Source organism: Mesorhizobium sp. 10J20-29, from assembly GCF_054130485.1.
Window position 1 is genome coordinate 1,719,059 of record NZ_CP199156.1, and the last position, 12,931, is coordinate 1,731,989.

Annotated in this window: 11 protein-coding genes and 1 tRNA gene; 8 read left to right on the forward strand and 4 right to left on the reverse strand. The window is 66.6% G+C overall.

The genetic code is table 11. The features are described 5' to 3' along the window. Positions 1-38 precede the first annotated feature (38 nt). Positions 39-123, reverse strand: a tRNA-Leu gene (locus ACT2BZ_RS08220). Between the two features lie 247 nt (positions 124-370). Between ACT2BZ_RS08220 and ACT2BZ_RS08225 the strand changes: the two genes are divergently transcribed. Continuing rightward, positions 371-949 carry a NifU family protein gene (locus ACT2BZ_RS08225; RefSeq protein ID WP_457940393.1) on the forward strand — a complete coding sequence of 193 codons (579 nt, stop codon included), beginning with the start codon at positions 371-373 and terminating at the stop codon, positions 947-949. Between the two features lie 19 nt (positions 950-968). Here the strand turns inward: ACT2BZ_RS08225 and ACT2BZ_RS08230 are convergent, their stop codons facing one another. Together ACT2BZ_RS08230 and ACT2BZ_RS08235 are read right to left on the reverse strand one after the other, a co-directional pair. Then, a complete protein-coding gene (locus ACT2BZ_RS08230) occupies positions 969-1,403 on the reverse strand; it encodes a hypothetical protein (protein ID WP_457940394.1) in 435 nt (144 codons plus the stop codon). Positions 1,404-1,613: 210 nt separating this feature from the next. After that, positions 1,614-2,234, reverse strand: coding sequence for a L,D-transpeptidase (locus tag ACT2BZ_RS08235; protein WP_457940395.1), 621 nt, complete (start codon positions 2,232-2,234; stop codon positions 1,614-1,616). A 370-nt stretch (positions 2,235-2,604) separates the two neighbouring features. On the opposite strand from ACT2BZ_RS08235, the gene ACT2BZ_RS08240 reads away from it, so the two are divergent. The 7 genes from ACT2BZ_RS08240 to ACT2BZ_RS08270 all read left to right on the forward strand — a co-directional run bounded on the left by ACT2BZ_RS08240 (position 2,605) and on the right by ACT2BZ_RS08270 (position 11,392). Then, the gene (locus ACT2BZ_RS08240) at positions 2,605-3,510 is read left to right on the forward strand and encodes a helix-turn-helix domain-containing protein (protein ID WP_457940396.1); all 906 of its coding nucleotides are present in this window, start codon (positions 2,605-2,607) and stop codon (positions 3,508-3,510) included. Between the two features lie 178 nt (positions 3,511-3,688). Continuing rightward, positions 3,689-4,324 (forward strand): (2Fe-2S)-binding protein, encoded by a 636-nt coding sequence (locus ACT2BZ_RS08245; RefSeq protein ID WP_457940397.1) that lies wholly within the window; start codon positions 3,689-3,691, stop codon positions 4,322-4,324. Between the two features lie 2 nt (positions 4,325-4,326). Further along, positions 4,327-5,304 carry an FAD binding domain-containing protein gene (locus tag ACT2BZ_RS08250; protein WP_457940398.1) on the forward strand — a complete coding sequence of 326 codons (978 nt, stop codon included), beginning with the start codon at positions 4,327-4,329 and terminating at the stop codon, positions 5,302-5,304. Then, on the forward strand, positions 5,301-7,523 hold the full coding sequence (locus ACT2BZ_RS08255; RefSeq protein ID WP_457940399.1) for a xanthine dehydrogenase family protein molybdopterin-binding subunit: 2,223 nt from the start codon (positions 5,301-5,303) through the stop codon (positions 7,521-7,523). The genes ACT2BZ_RS08250 and ACT2BZ_RS08255 overlap by 4 nt, the downstream gene beginning before the upstream one ends. 97 nt (positions 7,524-7,620) lie before the next feature. Further along, on the forward strand, positions 7,621-8,079 hold the full coding sequence (locus ACT2BZ_RS08260; RefSeq protein WP_457940400.1) for a DUF2231 domain-containing protein: 459 nt from the start codon (positions 7,621-7,623) through the stop codon (positions 8,077-8,079). Continuing rightward, the gene (locus tag ACT2BZ_RS08265) at positions 8,072-9,640 is read left to right on the forward strand and encodes a PQQ-dependent sugar dehydrogenase (protein ID WP_457940401.1); all 1,569 of its coding nucleotides are present in this window, start codon (positions 8,072-8,074) and stop codon (positions 9,638-9,640) included. Before ACT2BZ_RS08260 ends, ACT2BZ_RS08265 begins: the two co-directional genes overlap by 8 nt. Positions 9,641-9,994: 354 nt before the next feature. Then, positions 9,995-11,392, forward strand: coding sequence for a pilus assembly protein TadG-related protein (locus ACT2BZ_RS08270; RefSeq protein WP_457940402.1), 1,398 nt, complete (start codon positions 9,995-9,997; stop codon positions 11,390-11,392). Between the two features lie 58 nt (positions 11,393-11,450). Here the strand turns inward: ACT2BZ_RS08270 and ACT2BZ_RS08275 are convergent, their stop codons facing one another. Then, entirely contained in the window at positions 11,451-12,833 is a 1,383-nt protein-coding gene (locus tag ACT2BZ_RS08275) for an FAD-containing oxidoreductase (RefSeq protein WP_457940403.1), read from the reverse strand. Between the last annotated feature and the right edge of the window lie 98 nt (positions 12,834-12,931).

The following is a 12,931-nucleotide window of genomic DNA, read 5'->3' on the forward strand; positions in this document are numbered from 1 at the left end:
GCTTTTTGGGGATTCCGGAACGACCCGGAACAAATGATTGGTGCCCAGAAGAGGACTCGAACCTCCACGCCTTGCGGCACACGGACCTGAACCGTGCGCGTCTACCAATTCCGCCATCTGGGCTGGTGGGCGCTGATGTAGGCGGGCTAACCTGACGTGTCAACGCGCTTTCTGCATCGGCAGGGCGGTTTGTGCCTTTCATTTCCACGCTTTGGCTGCAGAAGGACGGTGCTTCCTGTGAAGCAGCCGGAAAAACATTCCACCTGCTGCCGCGCATACAGTCCCGTTTCGCTTGAATGCATGCCCGAACAGGCTTATTTAGAATTATTCCAATATTGTAGGCGGCCCGTGAGCCGCGGAGAGCCAAGCCATGTTCATCCAGACCGAGGCGACCCCCAATCCCGCGACCCTGAAATTCCTGCCGGGCAAGGAAGTGCTGCGTGAAGGCACGGCCGACTTCCGCGACGCCGAGAGCGCAGCGACGGCCTCGCCGCTGGCCGGCCGGCTGTTTTCCATCCCTGGCGTCACCGGCATCTTCTTCGGCTACGACTTCATCACCGTGACCAAGGAGGAGGGGCCGGACTGGCAGCACCTCAAGCCGGCAATCCTCGGCGCCATCATGGAGCATTTCATGTCTGGCGCGCCGGTGATGGCGGCCGGTGGCCAGGCGGCCACGGACCGCATCGATGCCGACGGCGAGTTCTTCGACGAGGCCGACAGCGAGATTGTCGTCACGATCAAGGAACTGCTTGAGACGCGGGTGCGCCCGGCCGTTGCCCAGGACGGCGGAGACATCACCTTCCGCGGCTACGAGAACGGCACGGTGTTCCTGCACATGAAGGGAGCCTGCGCTGGCTGCCCATCATCGACGGCGACGCTGAAGCACGGCATCCAGAACCTGCTTCGCCATTTCGTTCCCGAGGTCCAGCAGGTCGAACAGATTTCCTGATCGGCCTGCCGCAGCCGGCTCATTCCTTCGGGGCGGTTGCGAAGATCCAGACCGACGACTTGTACTGCTCGACGATCGAACGTGCCTGCTTGGAACTGTCCGTCTCGACGCCGATCCAGCCGGGGAAGACCGAGCTGCTCGGCTGCACGGGCTCCAGCGCGGCGTCGATTGACCGCTTCGTCGCTGCGTTTTCGGCGCGCGCCTGCTTCAGCTGGCCCTCCATCTCCGCAATCATGGAGACCATCGAGGCGATCTTGGTCTCGTTGCGGGCATTCGAGGCGAGCAGGTCGGCGAACTTCAGGCTGAGCCCGGAGTACTGGTTGAAGAGCAGCCCCAGCGCCACCACCGCCATGATGACGGCGGCACCGAGAACCTTGGACTGAAAGGCGAGTTGGTCGCGCAGGCCCGCGAGGGAATGGCCGATTTCACCACGCGTTTCGAACTTCTCGCTCATTGCTTCCCCTTTTTTCTACTGATCCGGCATCCGCTGGATGCAAGGCCCGGCGCTGCCCCGAATCCCTGCAGGATGCGGTGCCAAGGCGATACCGTGCCGCCCTTCGGCTGGGGACAGCTTATCGGCTCGGGTGAGGCGCAAACAACAAAAAACCGGGCCCCCAGCCCGGTTTTCTGTCTTGGTGGTCCGTTGCTGCCGAGACGGTCCGCCTTACTTCACTATGACCTTTGCACCGACGCTGGCGCGGTCATAGAGATCGATGACATCCTGGTTCATGAGCCGGATGCAGCCCGACGACATGGCCTTGCCGATGGAGAACCACTCCGGCGTGCCATGGATCCGGTAGCCCGAATCGCCGCGCTTGTTGAACAGGTACAAGGCCCGCGCGCCGAGCGCGTTCTGCGGGCCGCCGGGCATGCCGCCGCGCCACTTAGCGAGATCGGGCCGGCGCTTGATCATTGCCGCGGGCGGGGTCCAGACCGGCCATTCGCGCTTCATCGCGATGCGGGCCGTGCCCTTCCACTCGAAGCCTTCCTTGCCGACGCCGATGCCGTAGCGCATCGCCTTGCCGTTGGGCATGACGAAGAAGAGATGCTTCTCGGACGTATCGATGACGATCGTGCCGGGCGTCTCCTTGGTCTCATAGCGAACCAGCTGGCGCCGGTACTTCGACGGCACCTTGCTGACCGGAATGGCCGGCAGGCGGTATCCGGCATCCTTGCGGGCACCGTAATCGCTGGTGAACATCGTTCCGGTGCCGTCGGTCGAACAACCCGCGAGGGTTGTCGCCAGAGCAAGTCCGGCAGCGATGAGCAGTGATCTTATCCGCATGAACAATCCGATTCCGTTCCCGCCCGATTCGGGCCGTATTTTCGCCGCTATTTCTAAAAGCCCGGTCCTCCACATGCCAAGCGCATATTGCCCCATACGGACACCTGACCTGCGGGTAAGCCGGCGACTATGGCATTTGCGCAACAGGCCTCACGGAAATGTGAAGTGATTTCAATGGGCCGGCGGGACTCGTTACTGCCAACGGCTACGGTTGCGAAGCCGTCCTCATACCCGGGCAAAACCCCTCACCGGCGCCAGGCTCTGCACGCTGCGGCGGCCTTTCCTGATTGAACGTCGGCGCGCCGCGGGCGCCTTCTCTAACTATCCGGGATGCTGTCTAGTGAAGCCGGTTCCGCGTGAGGGAGCGACGATGGGCGAACAGATTGGCCAAAGGCTTGGCAAGTTCGTTGGGCTGGATCAGCCGGTCACCCTCGTCGCCCGCGCACTGCAGTCGGCCGAACTCTTCGCCACCAGACTGCGCTGGGAGGATTCGCCGGAGGGCAATCCGACCTGCTTTGCCCGCATGGAGGGCTATCTCGTCTGCGTGCAGCGCCGCAGCCTGCTTGCAAATCCCTGCTGGGTCGACGACCACCCGGTTCCGTTGGAGCCGTTGCGCCGCGGACAGTTCCTGCTCATCGATGTGAGGCAGCAGCATGCCGCGCTGGTTCGCGGCAATGTCGACTGCGTCTCCTTCTACGTTTCGCGCGAGGCGCTCGAGCGCTTCCGCGATGAGCACGACCTGCCGCGCGGCGCCACGTTGCGGGCCCGCTCGGGTGTGGCCTTCAGCGACGAGCCGGTGCGGCAGCTCGGCGAATGCATGCTGCCTGCCTTCGACCGGCCCGAAAGGGCGAGCCAGCTCTTCATCGACCACGTGACGCTGGCTCTGCTGTCCCACCTCACCGAGTTCTACGGGGACCGTGCCGCAGCACCAGCGCACTTGCGCGGCGGGCTCGCCCCGTGGCAGGAACGGCGGGCCAGGGAGATGCTGATGGCCAATCTCGACGGCAGGATCGGACTTGGCGACCTGGCGCGCGAATGCCAGCTGTCGCGCAGCCACTTCGCCCGCGCCTTCAAGGCGACGGTCGGCGTGCCGCCCCTGCAATGGCAGCAGGCGCAGCGCCTCGAGCGGGCAAAGACCCTGCTGCTTGAATCCGACCTGCCGGTCAGCGACATCGCCTTCACCAGCGGTTTCAGCGACTCCAGCCACTTCACCCGCGCCTTCACAAGGGCGACGGGTGCGGCGCCCGGTTCCTGGCGGCGTGTGCGTCGCGCCTAGCGGACCGCCTCGCCAGGTCGCGCAGCCTCCAGCTATTGCGCTGCGGTCTACGAAGACAGCACTCCTGTACAAATCGCAGCACTCCGAGCGCTGGCCCGCCGTCCTGCTGGCTGTAGGCTTTGTCCAGTCGATCGCCCGGAAGGAGCGGGCTGAGGCCAGGCTTTCACAGGAGGTTGCATTGAAAAGCAGACATCCGACCACAGGCAAGGTAACCCGAAGCGGCGCGCCCGCCGCCCGCCCCGGCTCCATTTCTCGCCGGGAAGTGCTGCAACTGGCCGGCGGGGCCGCCACGCTCGCGGCGATTCCCACTGCCCCTGCCACTGCCGCGACCACCGCCGAGCAGGCGACGCCCGCCGGTACCCTGCGCCTTGTCGTCAATGGAGAACCGCGCGAGCTGACGCTCGACCCGAGGCAGTCGCTGCTCGACGTGTTGCGCGAAACCCTTGACCTCACAGGCACCAAGAAGGGATGCAACCAGGGTGCATGCGGGGCCTGCACGGTGCTGGTCAACGGCAGGCGCGTGGTGTCGTGCCTGACGCTTGCCGCCATGCACGACGGCGCCGAGATCACCACCATCGAGGGTCTCGGCAAGGAGGGCGAACTGCATCCGCTGCAGGCCGCCTTCATCGAGCACGAGGGCATGCAGTGCGGCTTCTGCACGCCGGGCCAGATCATGTCGGGCGCCGCCTGCATCGCCGAAGGGCATGCGGGATCGCCGGAGGAGATCAGCTTCTGGATGAGCGGCAACATCTGCCGCTGCGGTGCCTACCCGGGCATCGTGGCGGCGGTCGCCGACGCAGCAGCGAGGACCTGACCATGCTGCCCTTCACATTGGAAAAGGCCACGGACACATCAGGGGCTATCGCCGCCGCGGCGGCAGGCGGCCGCTACATTGCCGGCGGCACCACGCTGGTCGACCTGATGCGCGAAGAGGTCGAGCGCCCGGAGCGACTGATCGACATCAATGCATTGCCGCTAGGAGGCATCGGGATGGAGGGCGGCGACCTCGTCATCGGTGCGCTGTCGCGCATGTCCGATGTTGCCGCCGACGAGAATGTGCGGCGACTGCATCCGCTGATCGCCGAGAGCCTGCTCGAGGGGGCATCGCCGCAACTGCGCAACATGGCCTCGATGGGCGGCAACCTGCTGCAGCGCGTCCGGTGCCCCTATTTCCGCATGCTCGACGCGGCCTGCAACAAGCGCGACCCGGGTTCGGGCTGCGCGGCGATCAACGGGCTGAACGCCGGCCACGCGATCCTCGGCACGAGCGATCATTGCGTGGCGACGCACCCGTCGGACGTGGCCGTGGCGCTGGTCGCGCTCGACGCGACGATGTCTGTACGCGGCCCCGACGGCGCGCGCAGCTTTCCGGTTGAGGAATTGTTCCTTCTGCCGGGCGACACGCCGCAGCTGGAGCACAGGCTGGTGCCGGGAGAACTCATCGTCGAAATCCGCGTGCCGGCCGGCCCCTACGCCCGCAACGCCCGCTACCTCAAGGTGCGCGACCGCGCCTCCTACGAGTTTGCGCTGGTCTCGGCAGCAGCAGCGCTCTACATCGCCGACGGGGTCATCCGCTCGGCCCGCATCGCCTGTGGCGGCGTCGGCACGTTGCCCTGGCGCATGCGCGAATGCGAGGCCGCGCTGGTGGGTGCGACCCCTGGCCGCCCCGCCTTCGAGCAGGCGGCGCAACTGGCGACACGGGGCGCCCGGCCGCTGCATCACAACCACTTCAAGGTCGAGCTTTTGCCGCGCACCATCGTGCGTGCGCTCGAAATGGCAGGAGAGGTCGCATGAACGCTAGCATCGGAGCATCCCTGACAAGGGTCGACGGCGGCGCCAAGGTAACGGGTGCGGCGCGCTATGCGGCGGACTTCAACCAGCCGGGCCAGCTCTACGCCGTGATCGTCGGCGCGACGGTCGGGCTCGGACGCGTCACCGGCATCGAGGCCGCCGCGGTCGAGGCCATGCCCGGGATCGAGGCCGTCGTCACGCATCTCAACGCGCCGCGGCTCGCCTACCGTCCGCACAAGGCGGTCATCGACCCGGACGAGGGCGAAAGGCTGCACGTCCTGCAGGACGATGCGGTGCGGTTCTTCGGCCAGCCCGTGGCGCTGGTAATCGCCGACACGCTGGACCATGCCGAACGCGGCGCTGCCGCACTTCGCGTCGCCTACGAGGCGCGTCAGCCGCTGGTTGACCCGACCGACGCCAGGGCATCAAGGATCGTCCCGGCGACGGCCGAACGCACCGGCGCCTTCGCCGACCAGGCACGCGGCGACGCCGACAGCGGTCTCGCCGCCTCCGCCGTGAGGGTCGACGAGACCTACGAGATCGCCCGCGAGAATCACAACCCGATGGAGCCGCACGCCACCGTCGCCGCCTGGCAGGGCGGCCGGCTGACGCTGTGGAGCAAGAGCCAGTACCTCGCCAACGAGAAGGCCGAGATCGCTGCTGTCTTCGGTCTACCGGAGGACGATGTCGAGGTCATCTGCCCGTTCGTCGGCGGCGGCTTCGGAACGATCCTGAGGACCTGGCCGCATGTGACGCTGGCAGCGCTCGCGGCGCGCCAGACGGGCCGTCCGGTGAAGCTGGTGCTGACCCGCCGGCAGATGTTCTTCACCACCGGGCACCGGCCGCGCACCCTTCAGCGGATGGCTCTCGGCGCCGGCACGGATGGCAGGCTGACCGCCATCGTGCACGAGGGTGCCGGCGAAACGAGTCGCTATGAGCAGTTTACCGAGGCGCTCACCACAGTTGCCGGCTACATGTATTCCTGTCCGAACGTCTGGGCACAGTACCGCCTGGCCGAACTCGACACGGCGACCCCGAACCACATGCGCGGGCCGGGGGAGTCGAGCGGCATGTTCGCGCTGGAATCGGCGATGGACGAACTGTCCTATGCGCTCGGCGTCGACCCGATCGAGCTTCGCCGCCGCAACGAACCGGAGATTGACGAGGGCGAGGACAAGCCGTTCTCCAGCCGCTCGCTGACGCAATGCTACGACCTGGCCGCCCGGCAGTTCGGCTGGTCCCGCCGGACGCCGGAACCGCGTTCGATGCGCGACGGCCGCCTGCTGATAGGCATGGGCGCGGCGTCGGCTACCTACCCCGCCCTCCAGGCGCCGGCGAGCGCCCGCGTCCGCCTGCTCGGCGACGGCTCGGCAGAAGTCGAGGCAGCCGCCAGCGACATGGGGCCCGGCACCTATACGTCGATGACCCAGGTCGCCGCCGACAGTCTCGGCCTTCCGGTCGACCGGGTACGGTTCCGCCTCGGACGCACGGACTACCCTGCGACGCCCGCGCATGGCGGCTCGTGGACGATGGCCTCGGTCGGATCGGCGGTCCGCGCCGCCTGCCTCGAAGTGCAGTCTGCCGCAGCCATGCGCGCCGTGGCGGAAGCCGGCTCACCGCTGAACGGGCTGGACATGGAAAACCTCGAATGGGCCGAAGGGCACTTGCGCAGGCGCGGCGATGCCGGCCCCGGACTAAGCTTCGCCGAGATCGTCGGCGGCGGCCGGCCGGTCGAGGCGACAGGTTCGGCCGCGCGCGACGCGGCGGTCGCCGCGGGCTATTCCATGCATTCCTTCGGCGCAGTGCTGGCCGAGGTCGCCGTCGATCCGGATGTCGGCGCGATCAGGGTGCGCCGCATCGTCGGCGCCTACGGCATAGGCCGGGTCGTCAACCCGTTGCTCGCCGGCAGCCAGTGCACGGGCGGCATGATCGGCGGCATCGGCATGGCGCTGATGGAACGGACCGTGCTCGACCCGCGCGACGGCCGGCCGGTCAACGCACACATGGCGGACTACCTGTTGCCGGTGAACCTCGACATCCCGCACCTCGAAGCACACTTCGTCGATGAGGTCGATCCGCATGTGAACCCGCTCGGCGTCAAGGGCCTCGGCGAGATCGCGCTGGTCGGCACGGCGCCGGCGATTGCCAACGCCGTCTATCATGCGACCGGCAAGCGAATCCGCCGGCTGCCGATCACCATCGAGGACATGCTGACTGCCTGACGTCGCCACGGGCGCTCAAGGAATAGTGACAGGAACAAAAGGCGGGGGTCATCCGTATTGCTCACACGATCCATCGTGTTTGCATGGAGATGAACTCATGTCCTATCCGCCCGCCCGGGCTTCCGGCGTCGTCATCGTCGGACGGCCTGTCCATTCCATTCTGGTCCAGTTCCCGGTCGTCTGCTTCACGCTGGCACTGCTGACAGACATCGCCTATTGGCAGACCGCCAACCTCATGTGGCAGAACTTTTCGGAGTGGCTGCTCTTCGCTGGACTCGTCTTCGGCGGACTGGCGGTACTCGCCGGCATCCTCGAACTCCTTATGCGCTCGACGGTCCGCTCGCATCGCGCGACATGGACGTACGCGATCGGCAGCGCGGTCGTGCTCGTGCTCGCATTCTTCAACAGTCTTGTTCACGCCGGTGACGGCTGGACCGCCGTCGTGCCCTGGGGCCTCGCTCTCTCGCTGGTCACCGTGATCGTGATGATCGCCACCTGCTGGATGGTACGCAGCTTCACCTATCGCCACGAGATGGAGGTGATCCGCCATGTTTGATCGCATTCGCATCCTTCGCGCCGGCGCGCTTGCCGGCAGCTGCCTGGTTCTCGCCGCGCTGGCCGGCTGCAGCGACGACGGCAGCAATTTCGATGTCTCCTCGCAGATCGGTCCCGACCCGGTCCTGCCTGACCCGGCACCCTCGCTGATCGCCGACATGAAGCTCGCCGAGGTCGTCGGCTGGCAGGAGGGTCAGACGCCGACCGTGCCGGAGGGGCTCACTGTCACCGCCTATGCGACGGACCTCGCCAACCCGCGCACGGTCTACACGCTGCCCAATGGCGACGTGCTCGCCGTTCAGGGCCGCGGTCCCTCGGGCAAGCCGGTGGTGCGGCCGAAGGATATCATCCGCGGCTGGATCATGTCGCTGGCGCATGGCGGCGGTGGCGAGCAGAAGGAAACCAACCTGATCACGCTGCTGCGCGACTCCGACCGCGACGGCACGGTGGACGAGCGCAGCGACCTGCTGACGGATCTTGCCTCGCCCTTCGGCGTGTCCTGGTACGACGGGACACTCTATGTGGCGTCCGCCGAGGCCATCCTCGCCTGGCCCTACGAGCTCGGCCAGAACACGATCGAGGGCGAGCCGGAAGTCCTGACGCCGCTGCCCGGCGGGCCGATCAACCACCACTGGACCAAGGATCTCGCGCTCAGCCCGGATGGCCGCTACCTCTACGCCTCGGTCGGCTCGAACTCCAACGCGGCCGAACGCGGCATCGAGGCGGAAAAGGGCCGGGCCGCGATCTGGCAGGTCGACCGCGAGACAGGCGCGGCACGCGTCTTCGCCTCGGGCCTGCGCAATCCGAACGGCCTCACCTTCGAGCCGGAGACGGGCGTGCTGTGGGCCGTCATCAACGAGCGCGACGAGCTCGGACCGAACTTGGTGCCCGACTACATGACCTCGGTGCAGGAGGGCGGCTTCTATGGCTGGCCCTGGAGCTACTTCGGCGACCACGTCGACGAGCGGGTCAAGCCGGCGCGTCCCGACATGGTCGAGAAGGCGATCAAGCCCGACTATGCGCTGTCGAGCCACGTCGCGCCGCTCGGCATGACCTTCACCGCCGATTCCGCGCTGCCCGAGGCCTATCGCAACGGCGCCTTCGTCGGCGAGCACGGTTCCTGGAACCGCAGCTTCTTTAATGGCTACAAGGTCGTCTACATCCCGTTCGAGAACGGCATGCCGGCCGGCAAGGCGCAGGATGTCGTGACCGGCTTCATCGACGGCGACCAGGCGCGCGGCCGTCCGGTCGGCGTCGGCATCGACGGTACCGGCGCGCTGCTGATTGCCGACGACGCAGGCAATACCGTCTGGCGTGTCGCGGCAGCCGATGGCTCGGTCACCGACCGGCCGATCGGCACCGACCGGGCGGCCACGCTTGCCGCGGCCCCGAACGATGCCGCGCCAGATGAGGCGGGCGGGGCAGACGGCGCGGAAGAGCCCGCGGCAGCCGAGCAGGGTGCAGCCGCGCCTGCGGAAACGCCTGCCGCCACGCCTGAGGAAACGCCTGCCGCACCGTTGCCCGGCGCCGCACCGGAAGGCGAGGCGCCCGCGCAGGAATAGACCCAGGGATCTCCCCCGCGGACCGAGATAGCCCCGGCCGTCCTGCCGGAAGGCAGCGCGGAACAGGCGCCCGCTGGTGGCGGCTAGGTCGTCTGTCACCGCGACAGGAGAGCCCTGCGGCGTTCCTTGCCGGGGTTGCGTGACTGGCAAGTTATAAGCCGGCTCACGACATCTCCGGGGCGTCGCAGAATACAGCGTTAACCATGGCACATGAGTGGGTTTCGTCGCTAACGACTCGTCAATCAGGACCGGCGCTTAGTCAGCGAATGAAACCAAGGGCTGGCCATGCGCTCACTTCTCCGATTCCTCAAGGATAAAACAGGTAACTTCGCGGTACTGACTGGGATCCTGACAGTGCCCCTTCTTCTGACCCTCGGCCTCGCGACGGACTATGCGCGCGGGGTCTCGGCACGTTCTCACATGCAGGAGCTGGCAGATGCGACCGCGCTGGCGCTCGCCGCCTCTGGCGAACAGAACAGCACGAAGCTCAGGGACCTTGCCGAAGACTTTGTCAAGGCAAACGAATCGAAGGCCCGCGTCGACAAGGTGTCGATCAGCGAGCTGAAGACCACGGAAAGCAGCATCGACCTCTTCCTGAAAGGTCAGATCCGCACCAACTTCATGAAGCTCGCCGGCATCTACACCGTCGACGTGCGCGCCTCCGCGCTCGCCGAGCGCGCTGTCACCGGCAGCGTCGAGGTGGCGCTGGTGCTCGACAACACCTGGTCGATGTCGGAGGTCGGACCGACCGGGGTGACCAAGATCGCTACGCTGAAGACCGCCGCGCAGTCGCTGGTCACCGAGCTGATGAACAACAAGAAGGCCTCTGTCCGCATCGGCATCGTTCCTTATGCCGACTACGTCAATGTCGGCACCAAATACCGCGGATCGAGCTGGCTCTCCGTGCCCGACGACTACGTCGTGCCCGCCGTGGCCGCCACCTGCACCACCTCGACCACGAAGAGCGTGTGCACCGCCTACGCGCCGACCTATCCCTGCACCAAGACAGTGGACGGCGTCGTCGAACCGGCCACCTGCGGCGGCGGTTGCACGCAGTCGACCACCCAGACCGTGCCACCCTACCAGGTCTGCTCGGGCGGCAGCAGCAAGAAGACCTACAGCTGGTATGGCTGCGTGGGGTCGCGCATGAACAGCGATTCCCGCCTGCATGACGGCAGGCCCGCGGACACCTACCCGGGCTATGTCGAGACAAGCCAGAAGTGCCTGAACCCGATCGTTCCGCTGACCGACAATCTCCAGACGCTGACGTCAGCAATCAGCGGGATGGTCATCAACATCGGCTCCTACAAGCCCTACACCTACATCCCCGCCGGGCTGATCTGGGGCCAGAACGTGCTGTCGCAGAGCGAACCCCTCAACCAGGGCAAGGCCTACGATCCCAAGAACAAGCTGCCGCGCAAGGTCGCGGTGCTCATGACCGACGGCGAGAACACGCTGCGCTTCAGGAACAGCGACGGAAGGCATATCCAGCCGAGCTCGAATGCCACGACCGCAAAGGGCGAGATCAAGAAGACGAACGACGATACCAAGGCGATCTGCGACTACATGAAGGCGAACAAGATCGAGATCTATACGGTCGCCTTCATGGTCACCGACCCCGACGCGAAGCAGTTGCTGGAGAACTGCGCCACCGACGCCAGCCACTACTACGACGCGTCGGATCCGGCCAAGCTGCTGGCGGCCTTCTCGGGCATCGCGCAGTCGCTCGCCCAGGTCAGGCTGGCGCGGTAGCGTGCCGGTCGCGGACGGTCGCCGGGGCGTCCGCGACGATGGTCGCTAATGGAGCGGGTCAGTCCCGCTTCATGTCGCCAATCACTGTGGGGATGAGTTCCGAAACGGTCGGGTGTATCGGCACCGCCCATTGCAGGTCCCGGTAGGGCGTGCCCCAGTTGATGGCGTCGAGGATGCCGTGGACGGCCTCGTCGCCGCCGGGGCCGAGTATGGCCGCGCCGAGGATCTTGCCCGTCTTGGCGTCGGCGACGATCTTCATCAGGCCGAGCGTCTCGCCCTTCTCGACGGCACGGCTGACGCGCGTCATCGGACGCGACCCGACCAGGACGTTGAACCCCTTCTTGCGTGCCTCTCTCTCGCTCATTCCCGCCCGGCCAAGCGGCGGATCGATGTAGAGCGCATAGCCCGGTACGCGGTCGCTGACCTTGCGGTCGCCACCGTCGAGCAGGTTGGCGGCAACGATCTCGAAATCGTTGTAGGCCGTGTGGGTGAAGGCGCCGCGTCCGTTGCAGTCGCCAAGCGCGAAGACACCCTCGACATTGGTCGAGAGTCGGTCGTCGACCTCGAAGTAGCCGCGCTCGTCGCATGCGATGGCGGCGCGGTCGAGCCCAAGGTCGTCGGTGTTGGGGCGGCGTCCGACCGCCAGCAGGACGTGGCTGCCGACCACCGCGCGCGGCTCCTTCTCGCAATGCAGGCCGACCCTGGTGCCGTCGCCTGCCGGTTCGAAGTCGATGCACTCGGCATCGAGCCGGATTGCGATTCCCTCACGCTCCAGAATGTCCCTGACCGCGTCGGAGATCTCCTCGTCCTCGCGCGAGATCAACCGGGACGCCTTCTCGACCACCGTCACCTCGGCGCCGAAGCGTCTGAACATCTGGGCGAATTCGAGCCCGATATAGCTGCCGCCGATCACCACCAGGTGGCGCGGTACCGTGTCGAGGGCGACCATGTCGGTGTTGTCCAGCAGCCGCACGCTGTCGATGCCGGGGATTGCGGGCCGGTTCGCCCTGCCGCCGGTGTTGATGAAGATCTGCGGCGCGGTCAGCGTTTCGCCGTTCACCTCTACCGCATGCGGCCCGACGAACCGTGCGTGGCCGCGGATAAGGGTCAGGTTCCGCATGCCCGCCAGCCACTTCTCGAGCCCCGACCGGGCGTCGAGCGCGATGCCGGACGCCCGCTCATGCACCCGCTTCATGTCGACCGAGATGTCGCCGCCGATCGTCACGCCGAAATCGCCGGCGCGGCGTGCAAGATGTGCCGCGTGGGCGCTGGCAACCAGCGCCTTGGTCGGCGTGCAGCCGGTATTCACGCAGGTGCCGCCGAGATGCTTTCGTTCGATCAACGCCACCTTCCTGCCGGCATCCGTCAGGCGCCCGGCCAGTGTCGGCCCGGCCTGGCCGCCGCCGATGATGATTGCGTCGAATTCGCGGGGTTCGTTCATGGCGCTGTCCTCCATGTCGTCTCTGGAGCCGCGATCGCGTCCGCGCGACGGCCGCCGGTTCCGTAGCGGCTTCTTATCACATCGTGGCGCGGCAGGGA

Bases quoted from the DNA above. Each gene is read 5' to 3' on its own strand.
- ACT2BZ_RS08225 (WP_457940393.1), top strand. From the start codon at position 371: ATGTTCATCCAGACCGAGGCGACCCCCAATCCCGCGACCCTGAAATTC.
- ACT2BZ_RS08230 (WP_457940394.1), bottom strand. From the start codon at position 1,403: ATGAGCGAGAAGTTCGAAACGCGTGGTGAAATCGGCCATTCCCTCGCG.
- ACT2BZ_RS08235 (WP_457940395.1), bottom strand. From the start codon at position 2,234: ATGCGGATAAGATCACTGCTCATCGCTGCCGGACTTGCTCTGGCGACA.
- ACT2BZ_RS08240 (WP_457940396.1), top strand. From the start codon at position 2,605: ATGGGCGAACAGATTGGCCAAAGGCTTGGCAAGTTCGTTGGGCTGGAT.
- ACT2BZ_RS08250 (WP_457940398.1), top strand. From the start codon at position 4,327: ATGCTGCCCTTCACATTGGAAAAGGCCACGGACACATCAGGGGCTATC.
- ACT2BZ_RS08255 (WP_457940399.1), top strand. From the start codon at position 5,301: ATGAACGCTAGCATCGGAGCATCCCTGACAAGGGTCGACGGCGGCGCC.
- ACT2BZ_RS08260 (WP_457940400.1), top strand. From the start codon at position 7,621: ATGTCCTATCCGCCCGCCCGGGCTTCCGGCGTCGTCATCGTCGGACGG.
- ACT2BZ_RS08265 (WP_457940401.1), top strand. From the start codon at position 8,072: ATGTTTGATCGCATTCGCATCCTTCGCGCCGGCGCGCTTGCCGGCAGC.
- ACT2BZ_RS08275 (WP_457940403.1), bottom strand. From the start codon at position 12,833: ATGAACGAACCCCGCGAATTCGACGCAATCATCATCGGCGGCGGCCAG.